General features: G+C 65.7%; 20 protein-coding genes. 13 read left to right on the top strand and 7 right to left on the bottom strand.

What is annotated here, in order from left to right:
- Positions 1–45 precede the first annotated feature (45 nt).
- From flhA to FIV02_RS23645, 7 genes are read right to left on the bottom strand one after another with little or no spacing between them, the layout of a single operon-like run.
- Positions 46–2,142, bottom strand: a complete 2,097-nt coding sequence (gene flhA, locus FIV02_RS23675; RefSeq protein ID WP_152489962.1) for a flagellar biosynthesis protein FlhA — start codon at positions 2,140–2,142, stop codon at positions 46–48.
- A 3-nt stretch (positions 2,143–2,145) separates the two neighbouring features.
- A complete protein-coding gene (gene flhB, locus FIV02_RS23670; protein WP_152489961.1) occupies positions 2,146–3,279 on the bottom strand; it encodes a flagellar biosynthesis protein FlhB in 1,134 nt (377 codons plus the stop codon).
- Positions 3,272–4,066 carry a flagellar biosynthetic protein FliR gene (gene fliR / locus FIV02_RS23665; RefSeq protein WP_047587258.1) on the bottom strand — a complete coding sequence of 265 codons (795 nt, stop codon included), beginning with the start codon at positions 4,064–4,066 and terminating at the stop codon, positions 3,272–3,274. The genes flhB and fliR overlap by 8 nt, the downstream gene beginning before the upstream one ends.
- Positions 4,067–4,076: 10 nt before the next feature.
- Positions 4,077–4,349 (bottom strand): flagellar biosynthetic protein FliQ, encoded by a 273-nt coding sequence (locus FIV02_RS23660; protein WP_037051071.1) that lies wholly within the window; start codon positions 4,347–4,349, stop codon positions 4,077–4,079.
- 13 nt (positions 4,350–4,362) lie between these two features.
- On the bottom strand, positions 4,363–5,115 hold the full coding sequence (gene fliP, locus FIV02_RS23655) for a flagellar type III secretion system pore protein FliP (protein ID WP_152489960.1): 753 nt from the start codon (positions 5,113–5,115) through the stop codon (positions 4,363–4,365).
- Complete coding sequence (gene fliN / locus FIV02_RS23650; protein ID WP_047587253.1) at positions 5,115–5,486, bottom strand: flagellar motor switch protein FliN; 372 nt, start codon at positions 5,484–5,486, stop codon at positions 5,115–5,117. The genes fliP and fliN overlap by 1 nt, the downstream gene beginning before the upstream one ends.
- Entirely contained in the window at positions 5,483–6,322 is an 840-nt protein-coding gene (locus FIV02_RS23645; protein WP_150607084.1) for a FliM/FliN family flagellar motor switch protein, read from the bottom strand. The genes fliN and FIV02_RS23645 overlap by 4 nt, the downstream gene beginning before the upstream one ends.
- A 478-nt stretch (positions 6,323–6,800) precedes the next feature.
- On the opposite strand from FIV02_RS23645, the gene FIV02_RS23640 reads away from it, so the two are divergent.
- The 13 genes from FIV02_RS23640 to phoR all read left to right on the top strand — a co-directional run bounded on the left by FIV02_RS23640 (position 6,801) and on the right by phoR (position 18,659).
- A complete protein-coding gene (locus tag FIV02_RS23640) occupies positions 6,801–8,210 on the top strand; it encodes a sigma-54-dependent Fis family transcriptional regulator (RefSeq protein WP_152489959.1) in 1,410 nt (469 codons plus the stop codon).
- Positions 8,211–8,222: 12 nt separating this feature from the next.
- Positions 8,223–8,558 (top strand): flagellar hook-basal body complex protein FliE, encoded by a 336-nt coding sequence (locus FIV02_RS23635; protein ID WP_037051080.1) that lies wholly within the window; start codon positions 8,223–8,225, stop codon positions 8,556–8,558.
- 20 nt (positions 8,559–8,578) lie between these two features.
- Positions 8,579–10,258: a flagellar basal-body MS-ring/collar protein FliF gene (gene fliF / locus FIV02_RS23630; RefSeq protein ID WP_152489958.1), complete on the top strand. Its 1,680-nt coding sequence runs from the start codon at positions 8,579–8,581 to the stop codon at positions 10,256–10,258.
- Entirely contained in the window at positions 10,233–11,297 is a 1,065-nt protein-coding gene (locus FIV02_RS23625; RefSeq protein ID WP_037051085.1) for a FliG C-terminal domain-containing protein, read from the top strand. The genes fliF and FIV02_RS23625 overlap by 26 nt, the downstream gene beginning before the upstream one ends.
- A gap of 1 nt (position 11,298) precedes the next feature.
- On the top strand, positions 11,299–11,991 hold the full coding sequence (gene fliH, locus FIV02_RS23620) for a flagellar assembly protein FliH (protein WP_152489957.1): 693 nt from the start codon (positions 11,299–11,301) through the stop codon (positions 11,989–11,991).
- 18 nt (positions 11,992–12,009) lie between these two features.
- A complete protein-coding gene (gene fliI, locus FIV02_RS23615; RefSeq protein WP_037051087.1) occupies positions 12,010–13,326 on the top strand; it encodes a flagellar protein export ATPase FliI in 1,317 nt (438 codons plus the stop codon).
- Positions 13,323–13,748 carry a flagellar FliJ family protein gene (locus FIV02_RS23610; protein ID WP_037051089.1) on the top strand — a complete coding sequence of 142 codons (426 nt, stop codon included), beginning with the start codon at positions 13,323–13,325 and terminating at the stop codon, positions 13,746–13,748. The genes fliI and FIV02_RS23610 overlap by 4 nt, the downstream gene beginning before the upstream one ends.
- A gap of 95 nt (positions 13,749–13,843) precedes the next feature.
- Complete coding sequence (gene flgM, locus FIV02_RS23605) at positions 13,844–14,122, top strand: flagellar biosynthesis anti-sigma factor FlgM (protein WP_047587244.1); 279 nt, start codon at positions 13,844–13,846, stop codon at positions 14,120–14,122.
- Positions 14,119–14,565 (top strand): flagellar export chaperone FlgN, encoded by a 447-nt coding sequence (gene flgN, locus FIV02_RS23600; protein WP_037051093.1) that lies wholly within the window; start codon positions 14,119–14,121, stop codon positions 14,563–14,565. Before flgM ends, flgN begins: the two co-directional genes overlap by 4 nt.
- 59 nt (positions 14,566–14,624) lie before the next feature.
- Positions 14,625–15,176: a chorismate lyase gene (locus tag FIV02_RS23595; protein ID WP_152489956.1), complete on the top strand. Its 552-nt coding sequence runs from the start codon at positions 14,625–14,627 to the stop codon at positions 15,174–15,176.
- Positions 15,177–15,338: 162 nt separating this feature from the next.
- Complete coding sequence (gene ubiA / locus FIV02_RS23590) at positions 15,339–16,229, top strand: 4-hydroxybenzoate octaprenyltransferase (RefSeq protein ID WP_152489955.1); 891 nt, start codon at positions 15,339–15,341, stop codon at positions 16,227–16,229.
- A 178-nt stretch (positions 16,230–16,407) separates the two neighbouring features.
- Positions 16,408–17,097, top strand: a complete 690-nt coding sequence (gene phoB, locus FIV02_RS23585) for a phosphate regulon transcriptional regulator PhoB (RefSeq protein WP_003242584.1) — start codon at positions 16,408–16,410, stop codon at positions 17,095–17,097.
- Positions 17,098–17,339: 242 nt separating this feature from the next.
- Positions 17,340–18,659, top strand: coding sequence for a phosphate regulon sensor histidine kinase PhoR (gene phoR / locus FIV02_RS23580; protein WP_037051097.1), 1,320 nt, complete (start codon positions 17,340–17,342; stop codon positions 18,657–18,659).
- The last annotated feature ends 16 nt before the right edge of the window (positions 18,660–18,675 follow it).

Genomic DNA, 18,675 nt, shown 5'->3' with positions numbered 1-18,675 from the left:
GGCAGATGCCGAGTGCGGCATCCACCCTGTCGGGAGGCTTCTCGACTAGCCCAGGGTGCCGAGGATGTTGACGCCTACCCTGTCCGGGATCTCGTTCTGCGACAGCACATGCAGGCCGGGGCTGAAGACGCGGGCATAGCGTGCCAGCAGGGGGCGCAGCTGTGGCATGACGGTGAGGATCGGCGGATGGCCGTCCTTGCGCAGTTTCTCCTTCACCACCGGCATGGTGTTCTGCAGCTGGTTGAGCAGGCTGGGTTCGACCGGGATGTTGTCCAGGCTCACCGGGCCGGCCTGCTGGGCGATGGCCAGGGCGTTGAGCAAGGTGTTCTCCAGCGCATTTTCCAGGATGAATACCGACAGTTCCTGACGCTCCCCGGCGATCATGCCGACGATGCCGCGGCGCAGGGCATAGCGCACATCGGAGGCGAGCAGCACCGGGTCCTTGGTCGACTCGCTGGCCTCCAGCAGGGTGGTGGCGATGGTGACGATATCCTTGAGCGGCACCTGCTCCTGCAGCAGCTGGCGGTAGACGCGATGCTGCTGGGTGTAGCTCAGCTGGGTCTTCAGGCTGTCGGCCAGCTTCGGTGCCTGCACCTGCAGGCGCTGCATCAGATGGTCGACGTCATCGTGCTTGAACACGTCCGGCAGGTGTTCGCGGATCACCTTGTTCAGGTGGGTGGCGATCACGCTGGCACAGTCGATCACCTGGTAGCCGAGGTTGAGCGCACGGGCCTTGTCTTCCGGCTGAATCCACACCACCTGCATGCGATAGGCCGGGTCGACGCCGAGTATGCCGTCGATCTCGCCGTACAGCTCCGGTGAAGGGATGGCCATCATGCGGTCGGCATGCAGTTCGGCACCGTCGATCTTCTCGCCGTTGATCTGGATGCTGTACTGCGAGGCCTTCAGGCGCAGGCTGTCGCGGATATGCACTTCCGGCAGGAGAAAACCCAGGCTTTCCGAGAGGGTCTGGCGTACACCGCGAACGCGCTGGGTCAGTGGTGCCCCGGCGGCCTCGTTGACCAGCCCTACCAGCTTGTAGCCCAGCGATACCGACAGGCGCTCGACCAGGGGGATGTCTTCCCAGGCCAGGTTCTGCGCGCGTTCCTGCTCCATCGCCTTGCCCAAGGCCTCCACCTGCTCCAGGCTGGCAGCCTCTCGGGGTGGGCCGTTGCGCGCCACCATCCAGCCGACGAAGGCCACCAGGGCGGCGAAGCTGATGAACGCCAGGTGCGGCATCCCCGGCACCAGGGCCAGGGTGAAGAGGATGCCGGCCACGGTGTAGAGCAGCGCCGGCTGCGCCAGCAACTGACGGTGCACCTGGTCGGTGATTTCCGAGGATTCGTTGATCCGCGTGACGATGATCGCCGCGGCGGTGGACAGCAGCAGCGCCGGAATCTGCGCGACCAGGCCGTCGCCGATGGTCAGCAGGGCGTACTGCTGGAACGCCTGGCCGGCGCTCAGGTCGTAGACGAACAGGCCGATGGCGAAGCCGCCGAACAGGTTGATCAGGAGAATCAGGATACCGGCGATGGCGTCGCCCCGGACGAACTTCGAGGCGCCGTCCATGGCCCCGTAGAAGTCGGCTTCCTTGGCCACTTCCGAACGGCGACGCTTGGCCTCGTTCTGCTCGATCAGGCCGGCGTTGAGGTCGGCGTCGATGGCCATCTGCTTGCCGGGCAGCGCGTCCAGGGTAAAGCGCGCGGTGACTTCGGAGATGCGCTCGCCGCCCTTGGTGATGACGATGAAGTTGATGATCATGAGGATCACGAACACCACCAGGCCGACGATGAAGTTGCCGCCGATCACCACCTCGCCGAAGGATTCGATGACCTTGCCCGCCGCGCCGGTGCCGGTATGACCTTCGAGCAGCACCACGCGGGTGGAGGCGACGTTCAGGCACAGGCGCAGCAGGGTGGTGATGAGGATCACCGTGGGGAACAGGGAGAAGTCCAGCGGGCTTTTCGACGACACGCTGACCAGCAGCACCAGGATCGCCATGGCGATGTTGAAGGTGAACAGGGCATCGAGCAGCACGGGCGGCAGTGGCAGGATGACCATGGCCAGGATCGACAGGATCAGCACCGGGATGCCGATGCGGCCGCTGCGGAAGGTGGGCGCGAGTTGCTGCAGTAGGTTCATGGATCAGCCCCTGTTGGCCAAGCTGTCGGGAATCGGAAGGTTGCTCGCCAGTTGCGGCTTGCTCCTGCGGCCCTGGCGCCAGGCCTTGAGCTGCAGGATGTAGGTCAGTACATGGGCGACCGCGGTGTAGAGCGGTGCGGGAATCTGCTGGTTGACCTGGGTGGTGAAGTAGATGGCGCGCGCCAGCGGCGGTACTTCGACGACCTCGAGTTCGTGCTTGGCAGCCATCTGGCGCATGTACAGCGCGGTTTCATCGACCCCCTTGGCCAGCACGAAGGGGGCCTGGGCCTTTTTCGTGTCGTACTTGAGGGCGACCGCGTAGTGCGTCGGGTTGGTGATGACCACGTCGGCGTTCTTGATTACCTTGCTGATCTGTCGTTGCAGCATCTGCCGCTGCAGCTGCTTGATGCGCGCCTTGACCTCCGGGCGACCCTCCTGATTCTTGTGCTCTTCCTTGCGCTCCTGCTTGGTCATGCGCATTTTCTTGAGGAAGAAGTAGCGCTGCAGCGGGATGTCGATGAAGGAGAACACCACGAAGATCAGCATCAGGCAGAGGGTCAGGTTGAACGTCAGGTCGAGCGCCGCCGAGATCGCTTCCAGCACACTGCTGCGCTGCAGGGCGATCAGCTGGGGCAAGGCGGCACGCACCAGCATGTAGCCGACGCCGAGCAGCACCAGCACCTTGAGGATCGACTTGAGCAGCTCGCTCCAGTTCTGCGCGGAGACGATCCGTCCCAGGCCGGTGATGGGATTGAGCTTGCCCAGCTTGGGCGCGAAGTTCTTCGCCGAGAACACCCAGCCTCCCGGCACCAATGACAACGCCACCACCAGCAGCGAGGTGAGCAGCAGCGGCGACAGCAGCTTGATGAACACCAGCAGGTTGTAGCCGAGCAGGGTGTCGAGGTCGTCCAGGCCGATCTCGCTGTGGCCGAACTGAATGTAGGAAAGGCGGAAGCTGTCGCTGAGCCCCTCCATGAACAGCCCCGCACTGAACTTGAGAATGAACAGGGTGGCGATCAGCGAGATGGTGGTCGACAGGTCCTTGGAGCGCGCGACCTGGCCGTCTTCCTTGCTCTTCTTGAGTTTGTGCGCGGAGGCTTCTTCGGTTTTCTCCTGGCCGCTGTTCTGCTCAGACATCGCCGCCCTCGCGCAGGATCACGCCGATGCCGTTGAGCAGCTCGCGGGTCAGGTGCAGGTAGCTGTCCGGCAGGTTCGGCAGGGTCAGGTAGATGCACAGCAGGCCCATCAGGATGCTGATGGGAAAGCCCAGGGAGAACAGGTTCATCGCCGGGGAAATGCGGTTGAGCAGGCCGAAGCAGAACTGCACCAGGGTCAGGCAGAACACGATCGGCAGCGTCACCAGCACGGCGGCCGCCAGTACCCAGGCGAAGGCCTGGATGAAGTGCTCGGCGCCCAGGTAATGCAGGCCGCTGCCCACCGGCCAGAACAGGAAGCTCTGGTACAGCACGCTGACGGTGACCAGGTGACCGTCGATGGCGAAGAACAGCAGCACCAGCAGGATGAAGTACAGCTGATAGACGATCGAGGACGACGACACGCCGTTCACCGGGTCGTTGTAGCGCGCCATGCTCATGCCCATCTGGGTCGATACCACCTCGCCGACCAGCATGAAGATGGTGAACACCAGCTGCAGGGTCAGGCCCAGCAGGATGCCGAAGGCGGCCTGTTCCAGGGCGGTCAGCACGCCGCGCAACGACAGCGGGTCGATCTGCGGCATGTCCGGCAGGGCGGCACCGAGCGCCACGGTCAGGGCCAGGGCGAGGAGGATGCGTACGCGCACCGATACCGTCTTGTGGTTGAACAGCGGCGCCATGCTGAGCAGCGCGGCGATGCGGCAGAAGGGCCACCAGTAGGCCTGCAGGCTGCTCAGGTAGGTGCTGGCATGCAGCAAGGGCTCGTGCATGGGCATGGCGTCAGCCGACCAGATGGCCGGCCTGCTTGAAGGTTTCGATGAACAGGTCGCCCAGCGTGCGCAGGATCCAGTGGCCGGCGAACACCAGCATGGCGAGGGTGATCAGCAGGCGCGGGAGGAAGCTGAGCATCTGTTCGTTGATCTGCGTGGCCGCCTGGAAGATGCTCACCAGCAGGCCGCCGAGCAGGCTCGGCACCACCAGCACGCAGACGATCAGGCCGGTGATGTAGACGGCGTGGGCCACCAGTTCGGCGGCGTGTTCGGGCGTGAGCATCGCGCGGGCCTCGCTAGTAGGGCTGAATGCTGGTGGTGAGGGTGCCGACCAGCAGGGTCCAGCCATCCACCAGCACGAACACCATGAGTTTGAACGGCAGCGAAATCATCATCGGCGAGAGCATCATCATGCCCATCGCCATGAGCACGCTGGCCACCACCAGGTCGATTACCAGGAACGGCACGAAGATCATGAAGCCGAGCTGGAAGGCAGTCTTCAGCTCGCTGAGGACGAACGCCGGCAGCAGCAGGGAAAAGTCCAGCTGGGCCAGGTCCTCGGGCATCTCCTCGCCGGCCAGGGCGACCAGGGTTTCCAGCGAGTTCTTGCTGGTCTGCGCCAGCATGAACCGACTGATGATGCGCTTGCCTTCACCAAGGCCCTGTTCGAGGCTGATCTGGTCGGCTTCGAATGGCACGTAGGCTTCGCTGTACATCTCCTGCCAGACCGGGCGCATCACCAGCAGCGTCAGGCACAGGGCGATGCCGACCAGCACTGGGTTGGGCGGGCTCTGCTGCAGGCCGATGGCCTGGCGCAGGATGGCCAGGACGATGATGAAGCGGGTGAAGCAGGTCATCATCATCAACATGGCCGGAAGGAAGCCCAGCAGCGTCATCATCAGCAGGATCTGCAGCTTGACGCTCAGGGTCTGGCCATCTTCGGTGTCGTTGAAGTTGAACAGGGTGATGTCGCCACCGGCGGCCTGGGCCAGCAACGGGCAGCACAGGGCTGCCAGCAGCAGACCGGATTGCAGCAGGCGGCGCCGCATCACACGCCCAGCCCGCTGAGGCCGCTACCGGACAGCTCGACGATGCGCAGGCCGTAGTTGCCGTTCATCACCACCACTTCGGCCTTGGCGAACAGGGCGCCGTTGACCTTCACATCCAGCGGCTCGCCGGCCAGCTTGTCGAGGGCGATCACGCTGCCGGCGTCGACGTCCATCAGCTCCTTGAGGGTGATCTCGGTGGAGGCCACCTCCAGGGTGACGTTGACCGGGATCTTGCCGAAGAAGCTCAGGTCCTGCTGTGGCAGGCTGGCCGGCGCTTCTGCGGGCGTCGATTCGCTGACCAGCTCGTCGGTGCCGAGACCGGCATCGTTGATCAGGCTGTCGAAATCGTTGTCGGAAATGGGGCTGCTCATGGGGTCTTCACACTCTCGAGAGAAGTCAGGAACAAGGCGCCTTCGTCTTCGAAGATGGCGCCGCGAAACAGCTTCTGCTGGTTGATCTTTACGTCGCAGTGCTCGAGCAGTCGCATCGGCAGGACGTCGCCGGGGCGCAGGGCAAGCGCTTGCGCCAGCGGCATCTGCAGGCTGGCGACCACGCAATCCAGGCGCACCGGCAACTGGCGGATCTGGTTGAGCGAGCTGCCGCTCTGCGCGGGGGGCGCCGGCGGGGTCAGGCGGCTGGTCATCTCGTCGACCAGTTGCGTATCCAGGTAGATGAAGATCGACGACTGGCTGCCGGTGATATGGCTGCTGAACTGCAGCTCCGCCACGTACTCCCAGGCCGCTTCTTCGTAGGCGTTCTCGTAGGGCTCGAGCTTGCCGAAGGTCTGGCCGGCGAGAATCGAGCGGGCGAACAGCTGGGCGACATCCAGACCCAGGCGTGTGCGCATGCGCTGTTCCGAGGTGCTGACCGGCGGCGCCTCGTGATTGGGCAGGCAGGTGCCGCCGTAGTAGCACTCCAGGGCTTCGGTCAGCAGTGCCCGATCCATCGCGAAACCGACCTTGCCCAGGGCCGAGCGATACCGGCACTCGGCTTCTCTGCTCACATGCTCATGCACGTCGACCCGCAGCAGTTCGAGATTGATTCGATAGGCGCGCAGAAAGTAGTCGCTGATGATGCGCGGATATTTGGCGGAGAGCTCGCGAATATAGTGAGGAATCTTGTGGTAATGCCGGCCAAGTTTCTGCGGTTTCAACCGGGGCAGACTGTCGGCGGGCACGCCATGAAGGACTTTTTTAATCCCGGTCATGTTGTGAGCTGTATTCCTGGTTGTAACTGCGCGAGCGCTGTTCGGCAGTCGAACAGGCAGTGCAGAGGACGTTTTGATTTACCGGCAGGCCATGGCGGGAAGCCGTGGTCGTGGCGTCGAATTCATCCAGGCACAGCGCTGCAAGCCAGTGATGACGAGGGCGAGTCTAGGGGGAGGGAGGGCGGGAAATTAAATCAATAGATATCAAATGCTGTTTTTGATAGCGGCTGGCCAGCATTGATAGGAAATAACAGCAAGTAATTCGGCGATTTTTTGTGCGCTTGTTAACGTTCGCGCCGTGAACCGTCGCACCCAGGGAAGGTGCATCGGCAAGTTCCGCCGAGTTGACCAAACAAGAGCGACGGGAAGTTTCGAAAGATTAAGGGACCGCGTGAAAAAAAACTGTCATCGAGTTGGCAGTTTTGCACACGGGGTCGAAGGCAGCCGCCGAACGCACACAGACAACGGGTGATTTACCTTGCAGCACTCAACTCAAACGGTAAGTTACGCCTGCGACGAGCTGTTCGATGAACAGCTGGGGCAGCAACATATAGTCGTGGTCGGCCAGGCCGACGCGGCCAGCGAGCGTCTGTTGACGGGCGGCCTGCTGCGCCAGGGCTTCCGTGTCCGGCGTTTCGCCAACTGCCTTGAACTCGACCCGCATGCGCTGCAAGGCGCCAGCCTGGTGCTGGTGTTCGTCAGCAGCCTGGCCGGCAGCACCCTTTATGCACAGGTGGGCGCGATCCTGCGCCAGGTCGGTCGCGTCGGCGTGGTGCCGGTGGTGGAGTATGCCGATCAGGAGAAGGCCGCGACGCTGCTCGAACTGGGCTGCGTCGACTACCTCCTGGCACCCTTCAGCGAGGCTCAGCTCAGCGCACTGTTGCGCCGCCAGGAATCGGCCAGTGCCGGCGAGGAAGGTTTCGTGTCCTGCTCGCAGGCCGGGCGTCGTCTGCTGGCCATGGCGCAACGCGTGGCGATGACCCGTGCGCCGATTCTCATCACCGGGGAGACCGGCACCGGCAAGGAGCTGATGGCACGCTACATTCATCGCTTCTCAGCCCAGGACGACGCGCCCTTCATCGCGGTCAACTGTGCGGCGATTCCCGAGCAGATGCTCGAGTCCATCCTCTTCGGCCACGAGAAAGGCGCCTTCACCGGCGCGGTGAGCGCCCAGCCCGGCAAGTTCGAACTGGCCAATGGCGGCACGCTGCTGCTCGACGAGATCGGCGAGTTGCCGCTGGGCCTGCAGGCCAAGCTGTTGCGCGTGTTGCAGGAGCAGCGCGTCGAACGCCTCGGTGGACGTCGCGAGATCGCCCTGGACGTGCGCATCATCGCCGCCACCAACCGCGACCTGCAGCAGGAAGTGGCGCAAGGGCGCTTCCGTGCCGACCTGATGTTCCGCCTCGATGTGCTGCCACTGCACATCAGCCCGCTGCGCGAGCGCAAGGAGGATGTGCTGGCGCTGGCGCGGCGTTTCATCCGCCAGTACGCGCCGCAGGATGCGCGCCACGAACTGCTGACCGAGGACGCCTGCCGCGCCCTGCTGGCCCACGACTGGCCGGGCAACGTGCGCGAGCTGGAGAACTGTCTGCAGCGCGCGCTGATCCTGCGCAACGGCCTGTACATCCAGGCGCAGGACCTGGGCCTGAGCCTGCCGCCCAGCAGCGCCCCGGAGCCGGCGCCACGCCTGCAGCCACAGGCGCTCGAAGGCGGCAAGGCGGCGCTGCGTGCAAGCGGCAAGTGGGCCGAGTACCAGCATGTGATCGACACCATCCGCCGTTTCGGCGGGCACAAGACCAAGGCCGCCGAAAGCCTTGGCATGACCCCACGCGCACTGCGCTATCGCCTCAACGCCATGCGTGAGCAGGGCGTGCAGATTCCCGTTTAGGAGAAGCAAAGGATGAACTCGATCAGTCAGGTGCAGCAGGATCTGCTGGGCCGTATGGAGCAGCTCAGAAGCCTCAGCGAGGCGACCCCGGTCCAGCCGGCGCAAGCCTTTGCCGTGCAGCCCGGCGAGGCGGGTTTCGCCGCCGCCTTCGACGATGCGGTGCGCGCCGTGGACGCTCAGCAGCATCGCTCCGGCGAACTGATGGCGGCCGTGGACAGCGGGCAGAGCGATGACCTGGTGGGGGCGATGATCGAGAGCCAGAAGGCCAGCGTCTCGTTCAGTGCGCTGATGCAGGTGCGCAACAAGCTGGCCAGCGCCTTCGACGACATCATGAAGATGCCGCTGTAAGCGGAGCGGAGACCTGACGCGTGCTGCAGACCCTGAGAAGCAAACTGCCCGAAGGCGGGCTGAAACTCGACCCGCGCATGACCCTGGCCGGGCTGGCGTTGCTGGCCGCGCTGCTGGCGGTCGGCGTGGTGTTCTATCTCTGGCGCGACCAGGGTTCGTTCCGGCCGCTGTACGGCAGCGGCGAGGCCTACCCGGCGGCCGAGGTGATGCAGGTGCTCGATGGCGATGCGATCAGCTACCGCCTGCACCCGCAGAGCGGCCAGGTGCTGGTGCGCGAGGACCAGCTGAGCCAGGCGCGCATGCTGCTGGCGGCCAAGGGCGTACAGGTCAAGGTGCCGGCCGGCTACGAGCTGTTCGACAAGGACGAACCGCTGGGCACCAGTCAGTTCGTCCAGGACGTGCGCCTCAAGCGCAGCCTGGAGGGCGAACTGGCGCGCACGGTGATGGCGTTGAAGGGCGTCGAGGGCGCGCGCGTGCACCTGGCGCTGCAGGAAAGCAGCTCCTTCGTGGTCGGCAAGCGCGAGCCGGGCAAGGCCTCGGTGATGCTGCAGCTGGCACCGGGCTACAAGCTGACGCCGGAGCAGATCAGCGCCATCGTCAATCTGGTCGCCGGCAGCGTGCCGCAGCTGGAGGCGGGCAACGTGCAGGTGGTCGACCAGTACGGTGCGCTGCTGTCCCGCGGGATCGATAGCCACGGCGGCCCGGTGCAGAACTGGCAGGTGGTCGACGACTACCAGAGCAAGGCGGTGGCCAATGCCGAGGCGGTGCTGGCGCCGGTGCTGGGGGGCGGCAACTACCGCATCAGCGTGGCCGCCGACATCGATTTCAGCCAGAAGGAAGAGACCTTCCAGTCCTACGGCGAGACGCCGCGCCTGCGCAACGAAGTGCTGCGCGACGAGAGCGTGCTCGACCAGCTGGCGCTGGGGGTGCCGGGGTCGCTGGCCAACCGCCCGCCGCAACCGGCGCCCGAGCCGGCCCCGGGGCAGGCCGCAAATGAGCAGGACAGCGCGAACAAGGCGGCCACCTCGCTGCGCAAGGAGTCCAACCGCCAGCTGGATTACGACCAGAGCGTCACGCACGTCAAGCATGCGCCGTTCAGCCTGCGCCAGCAGAGCATCGCCGTGGTGCTCAATGCCGCCGTGGCCCCGGAGGGCGGCTGGACGCCCGAGGCGCGCGAGGAACTCGCGGCGATGGTCAAAAGTGCGGTGGGCTTCAACCAGGCGCGTGGCGACCTGCTGACCCTGAGCGTGTTCCCCTTCACCGAGGCCGGCCTGGCGACTGCGGCGGGCGAGGCCCTGCCCTGGTGGCAGGACGCCAAGGTGCATGACCTGGCCAAGCTCGGCGTGTTCGCCCTGATCAGCCTGTTGCTCCTGCTGCTGGTGGTGCGTCCGGCCGTGCGCAGCCTGAGCCAGCGCAGCCAGCCTGGGCTGCCTGCGGCGAGCGAGGGCGACGAGCAGCTCGCCCTGCATGCCGAACGCGCCGCCGAGCGCCTGCTGGCGCGTGTCGGTGACGACGCGCCTGGGGCCACCGTGCTCGGTGAGCTCAGCCCGTTGTCGGAAATCCGTCTACCGGCGCCCGGTTCGGGCCTGGAGCTACAGATCGAACACCTGCAGATGCTGGCCAAGAACGATCCCGAGCGCGTCTCGGAAGTCATCAAACAGTGGATAGGGCGCAATGAACGAGACCTCAACCCAGCCTGACGGCCGCGGCGGTTCCACCGCCAAGGAAATGCGCCTGCGCGTGCAGAAGCGTTCGTTGAGCTCCTCCGAGCAGGCCGCCATTCTCATGCTGAGCATGGGCGACGAGATTTCCGCCGGGGTGCTCAGGCACTTCTCCCGCGAGGAAATCGTCGCCATCAGCCAGGCCATGGCGCGCCTGTCCAACGTCAAGCAGCCGATGGTCTCCGACGTCATCGGCCGCTTCTTCGAGGACTACAAGGAGCAGAGCAGCATCAAGGGCGCCTCGCGTGGCTACCTCGACGGCATGCTCAGCAAGGCGCTGGGCAGCGAGATCACCCGTTCGCTGCTGGACAGCATCTATGGCGAGGAGATTCGCGCCAAGATGGCCAAGATGGAGTGGCTCGACCCGAAGCAGTTCGCCGCGCTGATCGCCAAGGAACACGCGCAGATGCAGGCGGTGTTCCTCGCCTTCCTGCCGCCCGGCATGGCCAGCGACGTGCTCGAGTGCATGCCGCGCGAGCGGCAGGACGAGCTGCTGTACCGCATCGCCAACCTCAGCGAGGTCAACAGCGACGTGATCGCCGAGCTGGAGCTTCTGATCGAGCGCAGCCTGGCCGTGCTCAGCACCCAGGGTTCGCAGGTGCGCGGCATCAAGCAGGCAGCGGACATCATGAACCGCTTCAAGGGTGACCGCGGGCAGATGTTCGAGCTGTTGCGCGCGCATGACGATCAGCTGGTCGAGCGCATCGAGGATGAAATGTACGACTTCTTCATCCTTTCACGGCAGAACCAGGACGTGCTGCAGGCGCTGCTTGAAGCCGTGCCGCTGGAAGAGTGGGTGGTCGCGCTCAAGGGCGCCGAGCCGGAGCTGGTGCGCGCCATCGCTGGCGCTATGCCCAAGCGCCAGGCGCAGCAGATGGAGTCGATCAACCGCCGCCAGGGCCCGGTGCCGCTGAGCCGGGTCGAGCAGGTGCGCAAGGACATCATGGCGGTGGTGCGCGAGATGTCGGCCAATGGTGAGCTGCAGGTGCAGCTGTTCCGCGAACAGACGGTGGAATGAGATGACGCTCAAGGTGATCAACGGCGACGCCCGGCAGTGGCGCGCCTACCGCTTCCCGCCGCGCAGCAGCCAACCGAGCGAGGACTGGAGCGGCGATCCGGCCGGGCTGCAGCGGGCCATGGCCGATGGCTTCCAGCAGGGCATCGAGAAGGGCTACCAGGACGGTCTGCAGCAGGGCGAGGAGGCCGGGCGCCAGGCCGGTTTCGAGCAGGGCCGCGAGGACGGCATGAAGCTCGGCCGCGACGAGGGGCGCAGCGAGGGGCGCCGCGCCTTCGAGCTGGCGGCGCAGCCGCTGCAGGCCATCAGCGAGCAGGTCGAGCACTACCTCGGCGAACTGGAGCACAAGCGTCGCCAGGAACTGCTGGAGCTGGTCAGGAAGGTCGCGCAGCAGGTCATTCGCTGCGAGCTGACCCTGCATCCGACGCAGCTGCTGGCGCTGGTCGAGGAGGCCCTGAGCGGCATGCCGGGCGAGCCGGAGGACGTTCAGGTGCTGCTGAGCCCCGAGGAGTACGCGCGGATCAGGTCGGTGGCGCCGGAACGTGCCGCGGGCTGGAAGCTGGTGGCCGACGAGCGCCTGGCGCTCGGCGAATGCCGGGTGGTCACGCCACAGGCCGAGGCCGACGTCGGCTGCCAGCAGCGCCTGGATGCCTGCATCGACACCCTGGCCGAACACCTGCACCTGACTGAAGCCTGACCGGGAGCCGTCGCCAGCATGCTCGACTACAAACTCGACGAAGCGCTGCGCTCGCTCGATGGCGTGCAACTGGCCAAAGTGGCCGGGCGCCTGGTGCGGGTCTCCGGGATGTTGCTGGAAAGCCTCGGCTGCCAGCGCAGCACCGGCCAGCGCTGCCGTGTGGAGCAGGCCGACGGCAGCCTGCTGGACGCCCAGGTGGTCGGCTTCAACCGCGATATCACCTACCTGATGCCGTTCAAGAAACCGGTCGGCCTGGCGGCTGGCTCGCGGGTCTTCCCGGCCAAGGACGAGGCGGTGCTGCACATCGACGAGTCCTGGCTGGGGCGGGTGGTCAATGGCCTCGGCGAGCCACTCGACGAGCGCGGAAAGCTCAGTGGTCGCGATCCGTTGCCGGTCGAGCTGCCCAGCGTCAACCCGCTCAAGCGCCGCCCGGTGGAGGCGGCGCTGGATGTCGGCGTGCGCGCCATCAACGGCCTGCTGACCCTGGGCAAGGGGCAGCGCGTCGGCCTGTTCGCCGGCTCCGGGGTGGGCAAGAGCGTGTTGCTGGGCATGATCACCCGGCAGACCAAGGCCGACGTGGTGGTGGTCGGGCTGATCGGCGAGCGTGGCCGCGAGGTGCAGGAGTTCATTCTCCACTCGCTTGGCGAAGAGGGCCTGCGCAAGGCGGTGGTGGTGGTGGCGCCGGCCAACGAATCACCCTTGATGCGGCTGAAGGCCACCGAGCTGTGCCACAGCATCGCCGCCTACTTCCGCGACCAGGGCCAGGACGTGCTGCTGCTGGTCGACTCGCTGACCCGCTATGCCATGGCCCAGCGCGAGATCGCCCTGGCGCTGGGCGAGCCGCCGGCGACCAAGGGTTATCCACCGTCGGTGTTCGGCATGCTGCCGGAGCTGGTGGAGAGTGCCGGCAACGGCGAGAGCGGCAGCGGCAGCCTCAGCGCCATCTACACCGTGCTGGCCGAGGGCGATGACCACCAGGACCCGATCGTCGACTGCGCACGGGCGATCCTCGACGGCCATATCGTGCTGTCGCGGCGCCTGGCCGATGTCGGGCATTACCCGGCCATCGACATCTCCGCCTCGGTCAGCCGCTGCATGAGCCAGGTCGGCGAGGCCGCGCACCTGGCCGCAGGCCGCCAGTTCAAGGAGTTCTACAGCACCTTCGAGAAGATCAAGGAGCTGATTCCGCTCGGCGGCTACACGCCGGGCATGGATGCCCGGACCGACCGCGCCGTGCAGCTGGCGCCGAGCCTCGAACGCTTCCTGCGCCAGGAGGTCGGCGTCGCTGCCGAGCTCGGCGCCAGCATCGCCACCTTGCAGAGCATCATCAAATGAAAGAGCAGCTAGAAGTGCTGGGGCGGCTGGCCAGCCTGCGTGGCAACCGGGTGCAGCAGATGCTCGGTCGGGTCAGTTATCAACAGAACCTGTGCCAGCGCTATCGCAACAACATCACCGGGCTCAGCCGCCTGTGCGGTTTCAGCGTGCCGATGACCACGCCGCTGCAGCGCGACAACCAGCAGCGCTACAAGGCCACGCTGTACAAGATGGTGGAGCTGCAGCGCCGCGAGCTGGCGCTGGCCGAGGAGAACCTGGCGCGTATCCAGCGCGAGTTGCTGACGGCCATGCGCAGCGAGAAGGTGATCAACCAGTTTCTCGAGAGCAAGCTGGGCCAGTGGCATGAGCTGCTTGCCCGCCAGGAACAGAAGATCCAGGATGGCCTGGCGGCGCAGGCCTGGTGGCGCGCACAGGTCAGCTGACGGGCGGCGCCGCGAGATTATTTTTCGCCTGGGGTTTAAGTGCTGGCCGTATCGGGTCGCTCTTAGGCCATAACACCACGAGTTGGATTCGAATCATGGAAATCAGCAGGCACCTCAAGCCCGGTCTCAACCTGCCCAGCGACGTCCCCGCCAAGGTGCAGGGCGCGCGGCCGCAGCAGGAGACCCCCGCGCGCGCCAGTGCAGGCGCCGAGCCGCGTCTCGAACAGCTGCAGGCGGCGCTGCAGAGCCTGCCGGACGTCGATCTGGACAAGGTCGCCCAGCTCAAGGCGGCGCTGGCCAATGGCGAGCTGAGCAGCGACCCGGCGGCGCTGGCCAGCAGCATGCTGACCTATCACAGCGGTAGCGATGCGTGACCACAGCGCGTGAGCAACAGCTGCTCCAGGTCGTCGAGCAGGACCTGCATCAGGACTGCGCCGACTACCTTGCCCTGCGCGGGCTGATGCAGGAGCTGTATCAGCAGTTGCTCAAGCGCGACAGCCGGCAGATCGACCTGCTCAACGAGCAGATCCTGCCACTGGTGGACCAGGCCAGGGCGCGGGCCGAGCGTCGCAGCAAGGTCCTGGCCGCCTTCCAGCTGGGTACCGGCCACAGCGCCATGCACAAGCTGCTGGCGCGCTATCCGCAGGCCCAGCGCAATCACCTTTCCCACACCTGGGAGCAGCTTGGCCTGCTGGCCGGGCAGTGCAAGCGTCTCAACGAGCGCAACGGCAAGCTGCTGGCCATGCACCACGAAATCCTCGAGCAGTTGCTCGGCGAGCCCGGAGCGGCTCAGCTGTACGCGCCGCCACCCTACTGAGGCAGCCCGGACGTGGCGTGATAGACTCGCGCGCTTCCGATCCGTGGTGATTGTTCTCCGTGTCTCACGCCGCCCTCGCTCATCCTCCGCGCTGGTTGACCCAGGCCCAGTTGCATCCGCAACCGACTGCCGCTGTCCGCGACTGGCTGTTCAACGGTGACTCGCTGACACGGCGCCTGACGGCACTGTCGCACGACGGCTTCTCCGTGACCCCGTTGCAGGAAGGCTGGCAGCGCCTGCGCAACGACGAATGCGCCCTGCTCGGCGTGGCCGATGGCAGCCAGGGCTGGGTGCGCGAGGTCTACCTGCGTGGCCACGGGCAGCCCTGGGTCTTCGCCCGCAGCGTTGCGGCGCGCAGCGTGCTCGAAGGCTCCGGACTGAACCTGGCTGAACTGGGCAGCCGCTCGCTGGGCGAACTGCTGTTCAGTGACCGCGCCTTCGACCGCGGCGAGCTGCAGGCCTGTCGCTATCCGGCCGCCTGGTTGCCGCAGGCGGTGCGTGAGGAGCGCCTGTGGGCGCGGCGCTCCTGCTTCAGCCGCGCAGCGCTCGGCGTGCTGGTGGCCGAGGTCTTCCTGCCGGCGTTCTGGCAGGCGGCGGGTCTCGACGCGTAGACCGCAAGCCCGCGCTGCGTCTGCCAGCAAGCGGCTGCGCGGCGCGCCAGTGCCCGAAGGCATGGGCGTACCTGGCGCCTGTAACGGTGGATGAGGACAGCGTCATCCACCCTGCGCCGCCAACCCCTTTATAATCCGCGCAACCTGCACGGAGACGCCGCGATGTACACCCGCCTGCTGCAATCGACCACCCGCCTGCACCCGCGTGCCTGGGACTTCATCCAGCTGATGCGCCTGGACAAGCCCATCGGCATCTACCTCCTGCTGTGGCCGACGCTGTGGGCGCTGTGGGTGGCGGGCGAGGGCGTGCCGAGCGTGAAGAACCTGTTCATCTTCGTCGTCGGCGTGATTCTGATGCGCGCTGCAGGGTGCGTGATCAACGACTACGCCGACCGCAACTTCGATGGCCATGTCAGCCGCACCAAGGCACGCCCGCTGGCCAGCGGCAAGGTCACGCCACGCGAAGCGCTGGTGCTGTTCGCCGTGCTGGTGGCGCTGAGTTTCGTGCTGGTGCTGTTCACCAATGCCACCACCATCTGGCTGTCCTTCGGCGGCCTGGCCCTGGCCGCCTGCTACCCCTTCATGAAGCGCTACACCTTCTACCCCCAGGTGGTGCTCGGCGCAGCGTTCTCCTGGGGCATGCCGATGGCCTTCACCGCCGAGACCGGCAGCCTGCCGCCCGAGGCCTGGCTGCTGTACATCGCCAACCTGCTGTGGACGGTGGCCTACGACACCTACTACGCGATGGCCGACCGCGAGGACGACCTGAAGATCGGGGTGAAGTCCACCGCCATCCTCTTCGGCGACGCCGACCGTCTGATCATCGCGACCCTGCAGGGCCTGGCGCTGCTCTGCCTGCTGCTGGCCGGTGCGCGCTTCGAACTGGGCCTGTACTTCCATCTTGGCCTGCTGGTGGCCGCTGCCTGCTTCGCCTGGGAGTTTCACGTGACCCGCCGCCGCGAGCCGCTGGTGTGCTTCAACGCCTTCCTGCACAACCACTGGGCGGGGTTGGCGATCTTCATCGGCATCGTGCTGGACTATGCCCTGCGCTGAGTGAGCGATAAGCATGCTGCGCTGGCGCTCAGCCCGACGGTCGCTCCCGTTGGCAGCGTGCGTCAGCTGGCGAAATCGCGACCCTGCTCCCGGCACTGCCGCGCGCTTGTCATATCGCTGCAATAATTCCGTTATCTAATGCGGCGCAGACAGATGAACGAACAGAGGCTAAGGCCCCATGGTTGGCAAGAACATCCTGATCGTCGATGACGAAGCACCGATCCGCGAAATGATCGCGGTGGCCCTGGAAATGGCCGGTTACGAGTGCCTGGAAGCGGAGAATACCCAGCAGGCCCATGCCGTCATCGTCGACCGCAAACCCGATCTGATCCTGCTCGACTGGATGCTGCCGGGTACCAGTGGCATCGAGCTGGCACGCCGCCTGAAGCGCGACGAGCTGACCAGCGATATCCCGATCATCATGCTCACCGCCAAGGGTGAAGAGGACAACAAGATCCAGGGCCTGGAAGTCGGCGCCGACGACTACATCACCAAGCCCTTCTCGCCGCGCGAGCTGGTGGCGCGCCTCAAGGCCGTGCTGCGCCGGGCCGGTCCGAGCGACAGCGAGGCGCCGATCGAGGTCGGTGGCCTGCTGCTCGACCCGATCAGCCATCGCGTCACCATCGACGGCAAACCGGCCGAAATGGGGCCGACCGAATACCGCCTGCTGCAATTCTTCATGACCCATCAGGAGCGCGCCTATACCCGTGGCCAGCTGCTCGATCAGGTCTGGGGTGGCAACGTCTACGTCGAGGAACGTACCGTCGACGTGCATATCCGTCGCCTGCGCAAGGCGCTCGGCGATGCCTACGAAAACCTGGTACAAACCGTGCGCGGGACTGGCTATCGTTTCTCCACCAAAGGCTGAGCCGCTGGTGCTGCGCGTCGGCCCTGCCGCGTCGAGAACAGGTCCGGCAGGCCGCGAGCGGCCAACGCAGTTTGGTGAGGCCCCTAAGGGCGAACGTGGTGAGTAATACGCATGGACAGTCGTACAATCGCCCGCAACGCCGAGCGTTCCGCAGTTGCCTGCGCGGGGGCGTCATCGGTATTGCATGGCTCCAGCTCGCAAGCTCGTGAAGCTGCTGCTGCGAGCTCGCTCTTCAGACAAGGATGCGTTCCATCGTGAATCAAGACTGGCGTGGTGCCGTGGTGCGCCGGCTGTTGCTGCTGATCGGCGCCTGCCTGCTGCTGGGTTTCGTCACCGGCGAATATGCCTGGGTGCTGGCGTGTGGCCTCGCCATTCACCTGGGCTGGACCCTCAGCCAGCTGTTGCGCCTGCACAAATGGCTGCGCGAGCACAAACCCGACGAACCGCCGCCGGACGGCTACGGCCTGTGGGGCGAGGTGTTCGACAGCATCTACCACCTGCAACGGCGCAACCAGAAGGCGCGTGGCCGCCTGCAGGCGGTGATCGACCGCGTGCAGGAGTCCACCGCTGCGCTCAAGGATGCGGTGGTGATGCTCGACAGCCAGGGCAACCTGGAATGGTGGAACCGTGCCGCCGAGACCCTGCTGGGCCTGAAAACCCCCCAGGACAGTGGCCAGCAGCTGGCCAACCTGGTGCGCGACCCGCGCTTCAAGGAGTACTTCGAGCGTGGCAACTATGCCGATGCCCTGGAGATTCCCTCGCCGGTCAACGACCGTCGGCGCCTGCAGTTCCATATCACCCGCTACGGTAACCGCGAGCATCTGCTGCTGGTGCGTGATGTCACCCGTCTCCATCAGCTGGAACAGATGCGCAAGGACTTCGTCGCCAACGTCTCCCACGAACTGCGCACGCCGCTGACGGTGATCGCCGGCTATCTGGAGACCCTGCTGGACAACGTCGAGGCGGTCAATCCGCGCTGGCTGCGTGCCCTGCAGCAGATGCAGCAGCAAGGCGCGCGCATGCAGACGCTGCTCAACGACCTGCTGCTGCTGGCCAAGCTGGAGGCCACGGACTATCCCTCGGACAATCAGCCGGTCGCGGTCGACCTGATGCTGCTGTCGATCCGCAACGATGCCCAGGCGCTGTCAGCCGATCAGTTGCATCGCATCAGCCTGGAGGCCGATCCGCACCTCAAGCTCAAGGGCAGCGAGGCCGAACTGCGCAGCGCGTTTTCCAACCTGGTGTTCAACGCGGTCAAGTACACGCCGGCCGGCGGCGAGATCCGCATCCGCTGGTGGGGTGACGAGAAGGGCGCGCACCTGGCCGTCAGCGACACGGGCATGGGCATCGACGCCAAGCACCTGCCGCGCCTGACCGAGCGCTTCTACCGCGTCGACTCCAGCCGTGCCAGCAACACGGGCGGCACCGGGCTCGGCCTGGCGATCGTCAAGCATGTGCTGCTGCGCCATCGCGGCAACCTGGAGATTGGCAGCGAGCTGGGCCGCGGCAGTACCTTCACCTGTCACTTCGCCCCGGCCCAGGTGGTGCAGCGCGCCCGCTGAATGCTTGCATTCGGCG

Origin of the sequence: Pseudomonas sp. THAF187a, from assembly GCF_009363395.1 — a bacterium.
Classification (GTDB): domain Bacteria; phylum Pseudomonadota; class Gammaproteobacteria; order Pseudomonadales; family Pseudomonadaceae; genus Aquipseudomonas; species Aquipseudomonas khazarica.
Note: the sequence above shows the minus strand (reverse complement) of the source record. Positions and strands in the feature narration are given on the sequence as shown.

Bases quoted from the DNA above. Each gene is read 5' to 3' on its own strand.
- FIV02_RS23645 (WP_150607084.1), bottom strand. From the start codon at position 6,322: ATGACCGGGATTAAAAAAGTCCTTCATGGCGTGCCCGCCGACAGTCTG.
- FIV02_RS23610 (WP_037051089.1), top strand. From the start codon at position 13,323: ATGAAAGAGCAGCTAGAAGTGCTGGGGCGGCTGGCCAGCCTGCGTGGC.
- fliR (WP_047587258.1), bottom strand. From the start codon at position 4,066: ATGCACGAGCCCTTGCTGCATGCCAGCACCTACCTGAGCAGCCTGCAG.
- flhA (WP_152489962.1), bottom strand. From the start codon at position 2,142: ATGAACCTACTGCAGCAACTCGCGCCCACCTTCCGCAGCGGCCGCATC.
- flhB (WP_152489961.1), bottom strand. From the start codon at position 3,279: ATGTCTGAGCAGAACAGCGGCCAGGAGAAAACCGAAGAAGCCTCCGCG.
- fliP (WP_152489960.1), bottom strand. From the start codon at position 5,115: ATGCGGCGCCGCCTGCTGCAATCCGGTCTGCTGCTGGCAGCCCTGTGC.
- FIV02_RS23635 (WP_037051080.1), top strand. From the start codon at position 8,223: ATGAACTCGATCAGTCAGGTGCAGCAGGATCTGCTGGGCCGTATGGAG.
- fliH (WP_152489957.1), top strand. From the start codon at position 11,299: ATGACGCTCAAGGTGATCAACGGCGACGCCCGGCAGTGGCGCGCCTAC.
- fliN (WP_047587253.1), bottom strand. From the start codon at position 5,486: ATGAGCAGCCCCATTTCCGACAACGATTTCGACAGCCTGATCAACGAT.
- FIV02_RS23625 (WP_037051085.1), top strand. From the start codon at position 10,233: ATGAACGAGACCTCAACCCAGCCTGACGGCCGCGGCGGTTCCACCGCC.
- phoR (WP_037051097.1), top strand. From the start codon at position 17,340: ATGCGTTCCATCGTGAATCAAGACTGGCGTGGTGCCGTGGTGCGCCGG.
- flgM (WP_047587244.1), top strand. From the start codon at position 13,844: ATGGAAATCAGCAGGCACCTCAAGCCCGGTCTCAACCTGCCCAGCGAC.
- FIV02_RS23660 (WP_037051071.1), bottom strand. From the start codon at position 4,349: ATGCTCACGCCCGAACACGCCGCCGAACTGGTGGCCCACGCCGTCTAC.
- fliI (WP_037051087.1), top strand. From the start codon at position 12,010: ATGCTCGACTACAAACTCGACGAAGCGCTGCGCTCGCTCGATGGCGTG.
- phoB (WP_003242584.1), top strand. From the start codon at position 16,408: ATGGTTGGCAAGAACATCCTGATCGTCGATGACGAAGCACCGATCCGC.
- ubiA (WP_152489955.1), top strand. From the start codon at position 15,339: ATGTACACCCGCCTGCTGCAATCGACCACCCGCCTGCACCCGCGTGCC.